The sequence below is a fragment of the Bradyrhizobium sp. HKCCYLS20291 genome (assembly GCF_051167715.1).
In the GTDB taxonomy this organism is placed as follows: Bacteria; Pseudomonadota; Alphaproteobacteria; order Rhizobiales; family Xanthobacteraceae; genus Bradyrhizobium.
The window spans coordinates 720803-735738 of sequence record NZ_JBNPTO010000001.1 but is presented as its reverse complement, the minus strand read 5'-3'; the positions used below and the strand labels follow the sequence as shown (position 1 = coordinate 735738).

Annotated in this window: 12 protein-coding genes; 10 read left to right on the top strand and 2 right to left on the bottom strand. The window is 66.5% G+C overall.

The genetic code is table 11. The features are described from left to right. Window positions 1–49: 49 nt before the first annotated feature. Window positions 50–4222: a beta strand repeat-containing protein gene (locus ACQR07_RS03470; RefSeq protein ID WP_434900936.1), complete on the bottom strand. Its 4173-nt coding sequence runs from the start codon at window positions 4220–4222 to the stop codon at window positions 50–52. Window positions 4223–4678: 456 nt separating this feature from the next. On the opposite strand from ACQR07_RS03470, the gene ACQR07_RS03465 reads away from it, so the two are divergent. From ACQR07_RS03465 to ACQR07_RS03450, 4 genes are all read left to right on the top strand, one after another. Then, window positions 4679–5221 carry a phage tail protein gene (locus ACQR07_RS03465; RefSeq protein ID WP_434900935.1) on the top strand — a complete coding sequence of 181 codons (543 nt, stop codon included), beginning with the start codon at window positions 4679–4681 and terminating at the stop codon, window positions 5219–5221. Window positions 5222–5323: 102 nt separating this feature from the next. Further along, on the top strand, window positions 5324–5851 hold the full coding sequence (locus ACQR07_RS03460) for a phage tail protein (RefSeq protein WP_434900934.1): 528 nt from the start codon (window positions 5324–5326) through the stop codon (window positions 5849–5851). A 49-nt stretch (window positions 5852–5900) separates the two neighbouring features. Further along, a complete protein-coding gene (locus tag ACQR07_RS03455; protein ID WP_434900933.1) occupies window positions 5901–6449 on the top strand; it encodes a phage tail protein in 549 nt (182 codons plus the stop codon). Window positions 6450–6466: 17 nt separating this feature from the next. Then, on the top strand, window positions 6467–6985 hold the full coding sequence (locus ACQR07_RS03450) for a GNAT family N-acetyltransferase (protein WP_434900932.1): 519 nt from the start codon (window positions 6467–6469) through the stop codon (window positions 6983–6985). Here the strand turns inward: ACQR07_RS03450 and ACQR07_RS03445 are convergent. After that, complete coding sequence (locus ACQR07_RS03445; protein ID WP_434900931.1) at window positions 6982–7935, bottom strand: alpha/beta fold hydrolase; 954 nt, start codon at window positions 7933–7935, stop codon at window positions 6982–6984. The two genes, ACQR07_RS03450 and ACQR07_RS03445, sit on opposite strands and share 4 nt — an antisense overlap. A gap of 155 nt (window positions 7936–8090) precedes the next feature. Here ACQR07_RS03445 and ACQR07_RS03440 point away from each other — a divergent pair, with 155 nt between their 5' ends. From ACQR07_RS03440 to ACQR07_RS03415, 6 genes are all read left to right on the top strand, one after another. Then, window positions 8091–9350: a D-alanyl-D-alanine carboxypeptidase family protein gene (locus ACQR07_RS03440; RefSeq protein WP_434900930.1), complete on the top strand. Its 1260-nt coding sequence runs from the start codon at window positions 8091–8093 to the stop codon at window positions 9348–9350. A gap of 4 nt (window positions 9351–9354) precedes the next feature. Beyond that, complete coding sequence (gene tmk / locus ACQR07_RS03435) at window positions 9355–10038, top strand: dTMP kinase (protein WP_434900929.1); 684 nt, start codon at window positions 9355–9357, stop codon at window positions 10036–10038. Further along, a complete protein-coding gene (locus ACQR07_RS03430; protein ID WP_434900928.1) occupies window positions 10035–11075 on the top strand; it encodes a DNA polymerase III subunit delta' in 1041 nt (346 codons plus the stop codon). Before tmk ends, ACQR07_RS03430 begins: the two co-directional genes overlap by 4 nt. A gap of 70 nt (window positions 11076–11145) precedes the next feature. Continuing rightward, entirely contained in the window at window positions 11146–13272 is a 2127-nt protein-coding gene (metG, locus tag ACQR07_RS03425; RefSeq protein WP_434900927.1) for a methionine--tRNA ligase, read from the top strand. Beyond that, complete coding sequence (locus ACQR07_RS03420; protein WP_434900926.1) at window positions 13272–14063, top strand: TatD family hydrolase; 792 nt, start codon at window positions 13272–13274, stop codon at window positions 14061–14063. Before metG ends, ACQR07_RS03420 begins: the two co-directional genes overlap by 1 nt. Then, window positions 14060–14860, top strand: a complete 801-nt coding sequence (locus tag ACQR07_RS03415) for an MBL fold metallo-hydrolase (RefSeq protein ID WP_434900925.1) — start codon at window positions 14060–14062, stop codon at window positions 14858–14860. Before ACQR07_RS03420 ends, ACQR07_RS03415 begins: the two co-directional genes overlap by 4 nt. The last annotated feature ends 76 nt before the right edge of the window (window positions 14861–14936 follow it).

The window sequence follows — 14936 nt, the reverse complement described above, 5'->3', positions numbered from 1 at the left end:
AATGAACCGCCCCCTGTCGGGGCGGTTTTCGATTCCAGCGGCGCTACTGCTACTGCGCGGTGAACGGCACCCGTGCCTTGGCCGAGAAAGTCCAGATGTGGGTGTTGCTGCCGAGACCACCGTACTCGGCCCCCAGTCCGACACCGACACCGCTCTGGGTCTGAATGCCGAGGCCGCCGGTGGCGCGGGCCGACCAGCCCTGTAGCAGCGGTGTCGAGGCCAGCGCATTGGCGGCGAGCGCGTTGGCATCCTCCTTGTTGAAATAGTAGTCGCCGTACAGACCGAGGAACGGCGTCAGCAGCAGGCCGCTGTCGAGCCAGGCGACGGGGTAGGCGGCGCGCAGACCGCCTGACGCGCGGCCGCTGGCGAAGTCATAGGAGCCCTGCCGCGTGCCCAGCGAATCCGTGTACGCGTTCTGGTGCTCCCACAACGCGTAGACCTTGGCCGAGGGCTCGATCACAAACCCAGCCGTCTTGTAGATGCCGGTGAGGCCGGACGACAGCATCCAGCGCTGACCGGTGAAGCTGCCTTGCGCCGTTCCTGCGGAGCCGTCATAGCCGATGCCGGAATAGGCGACGGCGGCATCGAAGCGCAGCGTCGGCACGATCTTCCAGCCGAGATAGGCGCCGGTGGTCCAGCCGTCGCCCTTCAGCCTGCCGTTGATGTCCTGCTGGGTATAGCTGAACGTCTCGTAGCCTCCGAGCACGCCGACCAGGAAGCTCGGCGTCGCCCGATAGGTCAGGCCCATGGTGGCGTTCAGTTGCTGGCCATAGAGCGAAGCTTGGTTCCCCTGCGTGATCCCCCCCGCCGTGGTCGTGCCCCAGCGATCGACGCCGGTGCCGCGCACGTCGGCCCACAGCAGCCACTCCTTCTGCTCGTGCAATTTCGGCGCGGCCTGCTTCTTGTCGCCGCGGTCGATCGCCGCGAAGGCATCGTCGACCCGGTTGCGGCCACGGCTGCGCGGCGGCTCCCGGCCGGGCAGCACCGAGGAATAGGCGTTGCTGTCGCTGGTGCCCGCGCGGTCTGCCGCAATAGACGGCGGATCATCATCGCGGGACTCGGCCGAGAAGTTGAAGCGCATGCGCCCACTGCCGGGAGTCAGGAACGTGCCGCCATCGCTGAAACCGTCAGCGATCGCGTCATCGATCGCGCCCGAGATGGCCTGGCCCGAGTTCTGCGCCACCAGCTTGCTGACGGTCTGCTGCAGCGAGCGCAGCCGCACGCTGTCGACGGGCACGTTGACGGTCTGTGCGAGGCCGAGCGAGGAGCTTGCCGTAAAGAGTGCGCTGCCGCCATAGGTCGCGGTGATGGTGTGGCTGCCGACTGTCAGCGTGGTGATCGTAAGCGTTGCCGCGCCGCCGGCGAGCGTGGCCGTGCCGATCGGCGAGCCGTTGTCGTTGAAGGTGACCGTGCCGGTTGGCGTGCCGCCGCCGCCGCCTTGTGGCGCCACGGACGCGGTGAAGGTCACGGCCTGGCCGAACTGGCTCGGGTTCTGCGACGAGGTCAGCGTCACCGTGGTGCCGAGCTGCCCGACCGCGAGGCTGAACGTGGCACTGGCGGACGCGCTGACAGTGTCAGTCACCGTCACCGTGTAGGTTGCCGCCGCCGTTGTGGCCGTCGGCGTGCCGCTGATCTGGCCGTTCGACGTATTGAAGCTGAGCCCGGTCGGCAGGCCGGGGGAGACCGCGTAGGTCAGCGCGCCAGTGCCGCCGGAGCCGGTCACCGGCGCGAACGGCGTGACCGCCTGGTTGATCGGCAGCGTGCTGGAGGGCACGGCCGTCGTCGCCGCGACCGGACCGTTGACGGTCAGGCTGAAAGTTGCAGTCGCGGTTGCGCTGTTGGTGTCGGTCACGGTGACCGTGAACGTCGTGGCCGCGGTGGGCACCGTCGGCGTCCCCGTGATCTGGCCGTTGGTGGTGTTGAAGCTCAGGCCTGTCGGCAGTGTCGGCGAAACCGCGTAGGTCAGCGTGCCGGTGCCGCCGGAGCCGGTCACCGGCGTGAATGCCGTCACTGCCTGATTGAACGGCAGCGTGGTGGAGGGCACGGCCGTCGTCGCTGCGACCGCACCGTTGACGGTCAGGCTGAACGTGTTCGTGGCGGTCCCGTTGGCTGCATCGGTCACGGTGACGGTGTAGGTGGTGGCTCCGCTCGCGGAGGTCGGCGTGCCGGTGATCGCGCCGGTCGAGGTGCTTATCGAAAGACCTGCCGGCAACGCAGGGGATACGCTGTAGGTGTACGGCGTGGTGCCGCCACCGCCGGTCACCGGCGTGAACGAGGTGACCGCCTGGTTCGCCGTCACGACCTTTGATGCGATCGCCTGCGTCGCGGTCACCGCGCCGTTCACCGTCAGGCTGAACGTGTTGTTGGCGGTGGCGCTGTTGGCGTCGGTGATCGTCACCGTGTAGGTGGTCGCGCTGCTGGTCACCGTCGGCGTGCCCGTAATCGCGCCGGAGCTGGTGTTGAGCGAAAGACCGGTCGGCAGCGCCGGTGAAATAGCGTAGGTGTAGGAGGGCGTGCCGCCCGATGCAGTGACCGGCGTGAACGACGTCGCCGCCGCATTCTGCGTCAGCGCCTTGGAGGCGATCGCCTGCGTCGCGCTCAATGGGCCGTTGACCGTCAGTTGGAAGGTGTTGCTCGCCGTGCCGTTGTTGGCGTCCGTCACCGTCACCGTGTAGGTCGTGGTGCTGCTGCTCACCGTCGGCGTGCCGCTGACCTGCCCGGTGGAAGTGTTGAAGCTGAGGCCGGTCGGCAAGGTTGGCGAGATCGCATAGGTGCGCGGCGTCGTGCCGCCACCGCCCGTCACCGGCGTGAAGGTCGTGATGGCCGTGTTCACGGTCACGGTGGCCGAGCTCACGGATTGCGTCGCCGTCACCGCGGTGTTCACGGTCAGGCTGAATGTGTTGCTGGCGGTGGCATTATTAGTATCGGTGACGGTGACCGTGAAGGTGGTCGCGCCGATGCTTGCGGTCGGCGTGCCCGTGATGGCACCGGTGCTCGAGCTGAGCGAGAGGCCGGCCGGCAGCGACGGTGCGACGCTATAGCTGAGCGGCGAGGTGCCGTTCGCTCCGGTGACCGGCGTGAACGACGTCGCCGCCGCATTCTGCGTCAGGGTCGTCGAGGCGACCGCCTGGGTCGCGGTCACCGCCGCGTTGATGGCGAGGCTGAACGTATTTGAGGCGGTGGCGCTGTTGGCGTCCGTCACGGTCACCGTATAGGTCGTCGAGCCGAGGGTGCCCGTTGGCGTGCCGGTGATCGCGCCGGTCGAGCTATTGAGCGAGAGACCGGCGGGCAGGGACGGCGATACGCCATAGGTGTAGGATGGCGTGCCGCCGCCGCCGGTGACCGGCGTGAAGTTGGCGGACGGTTGATTCTGGGTCAGCGTCTTGGAGGCGACCGCCTGCGTCGCCGTCACGGCGCCGTTCACCGTGAGGCTGAACGTGTTGCTGGCCGTGGCGCTGTTGGCGTCGGTCACCGTGACCGTATAGGTGGTCGCGCCGCTGGTGGCGGTGGGTGTGCCGGTGATGGCGCCGGTCGAGGTGTTGAAGCTCAGGCCGGTGGGCAGTGTCGGCGCGATACCGTAGCTCAGCGAGCCCGTGCCGCCGGAGCCGGTGACCGGCGTGAAGGAGGTCGCCGCGGTGTTGACGGTCAGCCCCTTCGACGCGATGGCCTGAGTCGCCGTCGGGCCGGGCAGGTTGATCGTCAGGACCCATGGCGTCGTCGCGGATCCCGCGCCCGAGCAGGCCGCGAGACGGTCGCTACAGTCGGACGCATAATACAGCGTGATCGTATCCTGACCGCTGCCGCTCAGGCTGTTCAGCGTGATGTTGATCTGCGCATTGCCGGTATTGGCATTCTGACCGTTGTCGTTCGCGCTGCTCGGGACCAGGGTATAGTTGCCCTTGGCGGTGTTCGCCGTGTAGTTGGTGAAGGAGCTCGCACTGGTGCCCGCGATCGGGAAATTGACCGCCGCATTGGTGCCGGACACCGAGTACAGACCGTAGACGGCCGCGTCGTCTCCTGTGTTGGCCGTGGAGACGACGGTGAGACACAGGCGGTAGGTTTGGCTCACCGATGTGAAGGTGATCGTGGCGCCGCTGGTCGAGTTGACGGTCTGATCGCAGACCGCCTGGGCCGACGAGACCGTTGCTCCCATGGCTGCGAGCGCCAGGATCATCGTGGCCGCCCGCGTTCGCCAGCCGCCCGCCAGCGACGCTGCAGCCATCCGCAGCTGCCCGAACGTCGCACCCATCGCCCAAATGATGAGGGAAAAGAACTGCACCGTACCCCTGCGCTTCCCCGGGGTCGCAGCCGACGATGACCACGGCCCCCCAAAAAACCTGTGATTGCAAAATAAGATTCGCCGCAAACCTGCCATCGATTAAGCTTTGTTAATCGCGTCCGGCAAGCGAACAATTCGCCCAATAGCTGCACCATGGCCCTTTGCTGCGATCAGTTGCAGCATCGCAACACTGTGACTATTCCGCGCATTGACCTCGCAGAATGAAGTCGAGTTGCGCCGCCGTCACAGCCTATGCGGGTTCACCCTTGACTGTTCTCGCGGGATCGATGACACTTTGGAATTGCATAAGACGGTCATCGATCCGCTCGGTTGTTGGCCGATCGACGTGTCGCTGATTGTTATCTCAATCGATTGCAGAAAATCCTTTGGAGGCAACGCATGCCGTTAACGCCTGTTCTCGGGCAGATCATGCCATTTGCTGGCAGCCAACCACCGAGGGGGTGGGCATTCTGCAACGGTGCGCTGCTGGCGATCCAGACGAACCAGGCGTTGTTCTCTCTTCTCGGGACTTATTACGGCGGCAACGGCGTCACGACCTTTGCACTTCCGGATCTTCGCGGGCGCGCGATTCTCGGCTCGACCGGAAGCAGCGGCCAGTATCCTGCGGGCATGGTCAGCGGCGAGACCACGGTGACGCTGACGACGGCGCAGATGCCGACGCACAATCACCAGATCCAGGCGTCCAGCACCAACGGGGCGGGACGCGGTGCATCGGCGACCGGCAATCTGTTCGCGACCAATACGCTTCCCCCGGACAATCCCACGCAGATCTTCACAACCGCGGGGACGAGCCAGGTGCCGCTGTCGCTCAGCACCAACATCGTCGACACCGGCGGCGGGCAGCCGCACAACAACATGCAGCCCTATCTCGTGATCAACTACCTGATCGCACTCAATGGGGTGTACCCCTCGCGCACCTGACGCCGCTCGGCGAGCCCGGCGCTCTCGCTGCCCACCATGACTGGAATTTTCCGCGTCGCGCCCGCTGTCGCGGCGCCCCATTGCACCTGAAAGGATGTCGGGATGTCAGACCCGTTTCTCGGCGAGATCAGACTATTTGGCTTCCCGCGCATCCCTGACGGCTGGCTGGCCTGCGACGGAAGCGCGCTGTCGATCTCCAACAATGACGCGCTCTACGCGGTCATCGGAACGACCTTCGGCGGCGATGGCGTGCAGACCTTCAACCTGCCCGATCTGCGCGGCCGCGTTCCGGTCGGGCAGGGCACGCCGCCCGGCGGCGCGAGCTATGTGCTCGGTCAGCTCGCCGGCGAGGACGAGCACACCCTGATCTCGACCGAGATGCCCACGCACAGCCATGCCCTGCTGGCGTCGACCACCGTCGCCAATACGCCGACGCCGGGTCCATCCGCTCTCCTCGGGACCGCCACGACCGGCAATCTGTACGCGCCGAGCGTCGACGCCGGAACCTACGAGGTGATGGCGCCCTGCCTCATGACGGCGGGGCAGAGCGTGCCGCACAACAACATCATGCCGACCGTGGTCGGCAACTACTGCATCTGCATCAGCGGGATTTTCCCCTCGCCGGGCTGAAGCTTCGTGGCTCGATCGGCATCATCGCGCATTCTCGAGGAGAGACGATTTGTCAGACCCATACGTTGGTGAGATCCAGGCTTTTCCCTTCACGTTCGCGGCGGACGGCTTCAACAACGCCTGGCTGCCGTGCTTCGGCCAGCTTCTTCCCATTCAGCGATATACGCCGCTGTTCGCGCTCATCGGCACCTATTTCGGCGGCAATGGCACGACCAATTTCGCGCTGCCCAATCTGAGCGGCGCCATCACCAACGGGCAGGGCGACGGACCCGGGCTGCAGCCCCGGATCATCGGCGAGGCGATGGGCACCAGCACGGCCTTTCTCACGTCCGCCGAGATGCCTGCGCATACCCACACGCTGCAGCTTGGTAGCAAGGCGGCCACGAATGCCACGCCCGGGCCGGGCACGGGAGTCGGCATCGTGGCGGTCGACCCGATCTTCAACGGTTTCGTGGCGCCGCCGGCCAACGTCACGCTCGCCGTCAATGCCGTGACGCCGAACGGCCAGAGTCTTCCGCATGACAACATGCAGCCGACCCAGGCGCTGATCTGGTGCATCTGCTATGCAGGCGTGTTCCCATCGTTCAACAATTCCTGAAGCTGGACGCGGTGGCGGTGACGACGATCGAGACGGAGATCGTCTCACGTGACGCACGCTTGCGGCTGCGGCTGTCCGAGAGCGCGGACGAGCCGTTCCTGAGCGACCTGTTCAAATCCATCAAAGGCGCCCAGCTCGGTCTGGCCGGCCTGCCGCCCGCGATGCTCGACCTCGTGCTCGCGCAGCAATATCGCGCGCAGGTCGCGGGCTATGCGGCGCAATGCCCGGAGGCGCAGTCGCTGATCATTCTGCGGGACGGGGGTCCGGTGGGGCGGCTGCTGCTCGACCGCGCGGCCTCGCGGTGGCACGTCGTTGATCTCGCGCTACTGCCGGGTGCGCGCAATTCCGGGGTCGGGCGCGAGATCATGCAGGCCGTCGCCGGCGCAGCACGGGAGCAGGGGGCCGAGATGCTCTCGCTCGCGGTTGCGACGACAAATGAGGATGCGATGCGCTTCTATGCCCGGCTGGGCTTCCACGACGTTGCCGATGCGGCGACGGCGTCGCATCGCAGGATGGAGCTTCTGCTCGCGCGCTAACGATCTGGGGCGACTTCGCGCAGGAACGCGATCAGCGCCGCGTTCACCTCGTCGGCGCATTCCTGCTGGATCCAGTGGCCGGCACCGTCGATGATGAGCTTGCGCCGGAGATCCGGCAGCACGCGCTCCATGTCCTGGACGCGCTTGGCGCCGATGATACCCTTGATGACGGCGTCGTCACTCCCGGCGATGAACAGCGACGGCTGGCGGATCTGCGCATCCTGCCACGGCGCGGTGAGCTCCCAGTTGCGATCGATGTTGCGGTACCAGTTGAGGCCGCCGCGGAAACCCGAAGCGCGGTAGGCCGTGACGAACTCGGCGAGGTCGGCCTCACTCAGCCAGTCAGGCAGCGACCGGTCGGGCGCGGCATCCCCAAGAAAGCCACGGCCCGTCGTGACGAACAGCGAGTCCGGATCGGAGAAGCCACGCGCCAGCATCGTGCGCATGGTCAGCGCCACGTCGCGCTCGAGCTCCGCTTCAGCGACTCCCGGCGTCTGGAAATACTGCCAATAGAAATTCGCGATGCCGCCGGCGCGGAGCGTGTCGAGCGGCCGCCCGCGGCCGCGGAACGGCGGCGGGACACTCAAGCCCGCGACGGCGGTGAACATGTCGGGCCGGAACATCGCAGCGTGCCAGGCCACCGGCGCGCCCCAATCATGGCCGATGATCACGGCCTTATCCGCGCCGAGTGCGTTGACCAGTCCCACCATGTCGCCAACCGTATCAAAGACCGTGTAGGCGCCGATGTCGGCTGGCGCCTGCGAGCGGCCGAAGCCGCGCATGTCAGGCGCCACGACGTGATAGCCCGCGGCGGCCAGGGCAGGGATCTGGTGCCGCCACGAATAGGACAGCTCGGGCCAGCCATGGCACAGCAGCACGAGCGGGCCTTCGCCCTGTTCACGCACGAACAGCTCGATCCCGTTGGCTTTGACGATCCGCGTCGATGACACCGCGCCCTCCTCGGTCGATTTTGTTCTTGGTCCAACGGTATCGCACCACGCGCGGAGCAGCGCAAACCACGGGACAGCGCCACCACCGCACCACTGTCGAGTTGTTTGCGCTGCAGCCAGCTGGTAAAACGATTGCGCGCTCCAGGGCTTGGCCGATGGATTTCATGACTTCACTGTTCCACCGCTCCGGTTTCATCACCGGACGGACGACGCGCGCGCTCCTTGCATTGACGGCGGTCGTGGCGATCGGCTGGAGCGGGGTGCTCTACGCTGCCAACCAGAGCGTCCAGGGCGCGAAGAAGGAGGATGGCGGCTTCGACGGCGATGCGCCGACGGCCATCCTGGTCGAAGCGACCAGCGGCAGTGTGCTGTTCGAAAAGAATGCCGACGAGTTGCGCGCACCCTCGAGCATGATGAAGCTGATGACGGCCGAGGTCGTCTTCAACGCCGTCAAAGAAGGCACGATCAAGCTCACCGACGAATACCGCATCAGCGAGAACGCCTGGCGACGGGGCGGGGCGCCCTCGGGCGGCTCGACGATGTTCGCGGCGCTCAACAGCAAGGTCTCGGTCAACGACCTCCTGCACGGCGCGATCATCCAGAGCGGCAACGACGCCTGTATCGCTTTGGCCGAAGGCATGGCCGGCAACGAGAAGATCTTTGCCGCCGACTACATGACCAAGCGGGCACGCGAACTCGGCCTCAACAAGTCGACCTTCGGCAATTCCAACGGCCTGCCGGACCCCGGCAACAAGATGACGGTGCGCGAGCTGTCGATGCTGGCCCGGCACATCATCCTCGACTTCCCGGAGTTCTATAAGATCTTCGGCGACAAGGAGTTCACCTGGAACAAGATCCGCCAGCAGAACCGCAATCCGCTGCTCAATGCGATGGAAGGCGCCGACGGGCTCAAGACCGGGTTCACCAAGGAGGGCGGCTACGGCATGGTCGGCTCCGCGGTGCAGAACGGCACGCGGCTGATCGTCGTCGTCAACGGCCTGGAGGATGCGGAGGATCGCGCCACCGAAGCCAAAAAGATGCTGGAATGGGGGTTTCGCAATTTCGAGACCCGCACCCTGTTCGCGGCCGATCAGACGCTCGGCTATGCCAAGGTGTTCGGCGGCGAGAGCCGTTCGGTGAAGCTGTCGAGCCCGGTGCCGGTCAAGGTCATGGTGCAGAAGAACGGCGGCGAGAAACTGATCGCGCGCATCGTCTATAGTGGCCCGGTCAGGGCCCCGGTCGAGCCGGGCCAGAAGGTCGGGGTTGTCAGGGTCTGGCGTGGCCCCAATATCGCCATGGAGGCCCCCGTCTATGCTGCGGAGGCCGTGGGCAGGGGGTCCACGATGCGGCGCGCGATCGACGGGGCCAGCGAGCTGGTGATCGGGATGTTCCGCGCCGGGGCCGAGAAGCTCTAGAGACATGGCGGATGCAGCTTTGAAACGTGGTCCGGGCCGCGGCCGATTCGTCACCTTCGAGGGCGGCGAGGGCACCGGAAAATCCACGCAGATCAAGATGTTGGCGGACCATCTGGAGAAAGAGGGTGTGCGCGTCGTCCTGACCCGGGAGCCCGGCGGGTCACCGGGCGCCGAGATCATGCGTCACCTCGTGCTGTCGGGCATGGGGAAGCTGCTCGGCCCCGAGGCCGAGACGCTGCTGTTCGCCGCCGCGCGCGACGACCACGTGCGCAACGTGATTCTGCCGGCGTTGAACCAGGGCAGCTGGGTGCTGTGTGACCGGTTCTTCGATTCGACCAGGGCCTATCAGGGCAGCCAGGGCAAGGTCGCGCCCGACGTGCTTAATGCGATGCAGCGGGTGACGATCGGCGACCTCAAGCCGGACCTGACCGTGATCCTGGACGTTCCGGCGGAGGTCGGGATGAAGCGCGCCGCCGAGCGCCGCGGCAGCGGCGCCCCGGACCGCTTCGAGGGCGAGGACGTCAAGTTCCACCAGGGCCTGCGCGAAGCGTTCCGCAAGATCGCGGCAGATGATCCCAAGCGATGCGTCCTGCTCGATGCGACGGCGAGCGCCGACCATGTCTCGCATGTCGTGTGGGACGCCGTGCGCGAGCGGCTGCTTGCCGCAACCGTCGCGGCCGTCTCATGAGCGCGCGCAAGGTCGAGCCGGAGGTCACGGTCCGTCATCCACGCGAGACCACGGCGCTGTTCGGCCATCGTGAGGCGGAGGCGGCGCTGCTGTCGGCCTACCGCAGCGGCCGCATGGCGCATGCCTGGCTGATCGGCGGGCCACAGGGCATCGGCAAGGCGACGCTGGCCTATCGCATGGCGCGTTTCGTGCTGACGCATCGCGATCCCCTGGCACCAGAGGTGCGTGCAGCCGAATCGCTCCATGTCGATCCGGACGATCATGTCGCCCGCCTGATTGCCTCGGAAGCGCATGGCGGGCTGCTGACGCTGGAGCGCTCGGCCAACGACAAGGGCGTGCTGCGCACCGTCATCACCGTCGACGAGACCCGCGAGACGATCTCGTTCTTTGGCTCGACGGCGGCCGTCGAGGGCTGGCGCGTTTGCATCGTCGACACCGTGGATGAGCTCAATCCGAACGCGGCGAACGCGCTGCTCAAGATCCTGGAGGAGCCGCCGCAGCAGTCGCTGTTCCTGCTGGTCAGCCACGCGCCGGCCCGGGTGCTCGCCACCATCAAGTCGCGCTGCCGCCGGCTGGCGCTGCGGGCGCTGTCGCCCGAGGACGTCATCAGCGCCGCGGCCGAGGCCACCGGCATGGAGGCCGGCGAGCCGGCGCTGCGCGAGGCGGCCAAGGCCTCCGAGGGCAGCGTCGCGCGCACCCTGATGCTGATGGGCGGCGATGGGCTGCAGTTGCAGACCCGGACAGCGGCGCTGCTGGCGAGCCTGCCGCGGGTCGATTTCGGCGAGTTGCATGCCCTGGGCGACGCGCTCGGCACCAGCGACCGCGTCGCGCTGGCGAGCTTCCTCGACAGCATCGAGCGCTGGGTGGCGGAACGGCTGCGGGCCGCCGATCCGAACGCGGAACTGCCGCGCCTTGCACGGCTGGCAGAGGTATGGGAAAAGATCGTCCGCGCCGCGCGCGACACCGAATCCTATAATCTGGAGCGAAAACCGCTGGTTTTCTCGGTGTTCGGGATGCTCGCCGAAGCCACACGGTAACGCGCCGACCATCATCCCGGGGATCATCAGGATCAATCCGTCGACCGACGTCGTCAAAGAGGAATCTGCCGTGGCCAAGGCCAGCAAGACAACCGTGAAGAAGGGCAAGCCCGTGGCCAAGAGCGCCGCGAAGAAGGCTGCCGCCAAGGGCAAGGCCGCCAAGAAGACAAAGACCGCCAAGGACGACGCCGCGAAGAAGGCCAAGGCGAAGGCTGCCGGGGCTGCTTCTGCAAAGGCATCGGCTGCGAAGGCGAAGAGCAAGGCACCGAAGTCCAAGGCGGCCAAAGGCGCTCAGAACAAGAGCGCCCCGAAGAAGGCCGCGAAGGCGCCTGCCAAGAAGGTAGCAGCCAAGCCTGCGGCGCCGCCGGCCAAGAAGCCGGCCAGCAAGCCCGCCGCGGCGAAGAAACCCGCAGCGAAACCGTCGGCTGCGCCGAAAAAGTCCGCCACTCCCGCGGTTGTCGAAACGCCGAAGCCGCCGCGGGCCGCGAAGCCCAAGGCGGCGCGCAAGCCGAAGGTCGATGCGGCCGCAGCTCCCGAGGTCGAGATCGCCGAGGTCGACATTGTCGAGATCGAGATTGTCGAAGTCGAAGTGACAGGCGCCGAGGTGACCGAGAGCGCGGAAGCTGCAGCGCCTGCCGCGGCCGCGCCGGCCGACACCAACACCTTCTACGTGACGACCGCGATCGCCTATCCCAACGGCCAGCCGCATATCGGCCACGCCTACGAGGCGATCGCGACCGATGCCATCGCCCGTTTCGCGCGGCTCGACGGCAAGGACGTGTTCTTCCTCACCGGCACCGACGAGCACGGCCTGAAGATGGTGCAGACCGCCCAGAACGAGGGCCTGACGCCGTCGGAGCTCGCGGCCCGCAACGCCGGCCGCTTCCGCGAGATGGACGAGCGGCTGAACGTCTCGTTCGACCGCTTCATCCGCACCACCGAGCCCGCGCACCACAAGTCGGTGCAAGCGGTGTGGACGCGCATGCTCGCCAATGACGACATCTACGCCGACACCTATGCCGGCTGGTACTCGGTTCGCGACGAGGCCTATTACGCCGAGGACGAAACCGTCGTCGGCGAAGACAACGTCCGCCGTGGGCCGCAGGGCACGCCGGTCGAGTGGGTCGAGGAGAAGAGCTATTTCTTCCGCCTGTCGGCCTATCAGGACAGGCTGCTGGCGCTCTATGAGAGCCAGCCCGACTTCATCGGGCCAGATGCGCGCCGCAACGAGATCACGAGCTTCGTCAGGGGCGGTCTGAAAGATCTCTCGATCTCGCGCACGACGTTCGACTGGGGCGTCCGCGTGCCGCACGACGACGAGCACGTGATGTATGTCTGGGTCGACGCGCTGACCAACTACATCACCGGCGTGGGCTTCCCCGATGAGCGCGATCCGAACTGGAAGTATTGGCCGGCCGACGTGCATGTCATCGGCAAGGACATCATTCGCTTCCACGCGGTGTACTGGCCGGCGTTCCTGATGTCGGCCGGCGTGCCCGTGCCGAAGCGCGTCTATGCGCACGGCTTCCTGTTCAACAGGGGCGAGAAGATGTCGAAATCGGTCGGCAACGTCGTCGACCCGTTCAATCTCGCCGATCAGTACGGCGTCGACCAGCTGCGCTATTTCTTCCTGCGCGAGGTGCCGTTCGGCCAGGACGGCAACTACAATCACGAGGCGATCGTCGCGCGCATCAACGCCGACCTCGCCAACGATCTCGGCAACCTCGCGCAGCGCTCGCTGTCGATGATATCAAAGCAGCTCGGCGGCGTGCTGCCGGAGCCCGGCGAGTTCTCGGCCAACGATCAGGCAATCCTGGCCGAGGCCGACGCAATGATCGGCGCGGCGCGCAAGGCGATGGCGACGCAGCAGATCCACCAATGGCTGAACGCCGTGTGGTCGGTCGTGGCGGAGGCCAACCGCTATTTCGCCGGCGAGGCGCCGTGGGCGCTGGCCAAGACCGATCCGAAGCGCCAGCACACCGTGCTCTACGTCACCGCCGAGGTGATCCGGCAGGTCGCGATCCTGACCCAGCCGGTGATGCCCGCGGCGTCGGCGAAGCTGCTCGACAGCCTGGGGATCCCCGAGGACGAGCGGACGTTCGCGCGGCTCGGCGGTGAGGTGCGCATTGCTGCCGGGACGCAGCTGCCGCCGCCGCAGGCGGTGTTCCCGCGCTACATCGAGCCGACGGCGGCGTGATGCTGGTCGACAGTCACTGCCATCTGGATTTTCCGGACTTCGCCGAAGATCTGGATGCCATCGTCGCGCGCGCCGCCGCCGCCGGCGTCGGCCGCCTGGTCACGATCTCGACCCGGGTGCGCAGGCTGCCCGAGCTGCTCGCGATCGCCGAGCGGTTCGAGAATGTCTATTGCTCGGTCGGCACGCATCCTCACAATGCGGACGAGGAGGATGGCATCCCGGCCGAGGAGCTGATCGCGCTGACGAAGCATCCTAAGGTGGTCGCGCTCGGCGAGGCCGGGCTCGACAATTTCTACGATCATGGCTCCAAGGACGCCCAGGAGCGCGGGTTCCGCGCGCATATCGCGGCCGCGCGCGAGACCGGCCTGCCGCTGGTGATCCACACCCGCGAGGCGGACGAGCGGTGCGGACGCATCCTCGAGGAGGAGATGGCGCGCGGACCTTTCAAGGCCGTACTGCATTGCTACACCGGCGGACGTGAGCTGGCGATGAAGGCAATCGATCTCGGACTGCACATCTCGTTCACGGGCATCGTGACGTTCAAGAAGTCGGAGGCCCTTCGCGAACTCGCCGCCGAGGTGCCGGCCGACCGCATCATGGTCGAGACCGACGCGCCGTATCTGGCGCCCGGCAAGTTCCGCGGCAAGCGCAACGAGCCTGCCTATGTGGTCGAGACCGCAAAGGTGCTGGCGGAAACGCGCGGCGTCTCGTTCGAGGACTTCTCGCGCCAGACCACCGACACCTTTTTCAAGCTGTTCTCCAAGGTGCCGCGACCCGAGGTGATGGCATGACCCTGACGCTCACCGTCCTCGGCTGCGGCTCCTCGGCGGGCGTGCCGCGTCCGGCGCTGGGGTGGGGCGCCTGCGATTCGAACAACCCGAAAAACCGCCGCCGCCGCTGCTCGCTGCTCGTCGAACGCCGCGGCGTCCACGGCGTCACGCGCGTCGTGATCGACACCTCGCCCGACCTGCGCGAGCAGCTGATCGACGCTGATGTCGATCACCTCGACGCGGTGTTTTTCACACATGAGCATGCCGACCAGACCCATGGCATCGACGACCTCCGCTCGGTGGTGATGCATCAGCGCCGGCGCATCCCGGTCTATCTGAACCAGTCCACCGCCAAGGACATCATGCACCGGTTCTCGTACTGCTTCGTGTCGCCGGCGGGAAGCGACTATCCGCCGATCCTGACGCAGCATTCGATCGAGGCCGGCGAGACCCAGGCTGTGGAGGGCAAGGGCGGCGAACTGAAGCTGACGGCGTTCCTGGTCCAGCACGGCAACATCCCCGCGCTCGGCTATCGCATCGGCAAATCAGCCTACACGCCGGACCTCAACGACATTCCCGAGGAGAGCTGGAGCGCGCTGGAAGACCTCGACCTCTGGATCGTCGACGGCCTGCGCCCGGCCTCGCATCCCAGCCATTTCTCGGTCAACGACGCGCTCGCCTGGATCGAGCGCTTCAAGCCGAGGCGCGCCGTGATCACCAACATGACCGCCGATCTCGACTACGAGGTGCTGCGCCAGAGCCTGCCTGAAGGCGTGGTGCCGGCATATGACGGGATGCGGCTGGAGCTGACTGCGTAGGGTGGGCAAAGGCGCGTCCGGGCTATCTCCTCAGAGGCGATCGCCATGGCGCCGTGCCCACCATCTTGCTGCAGAG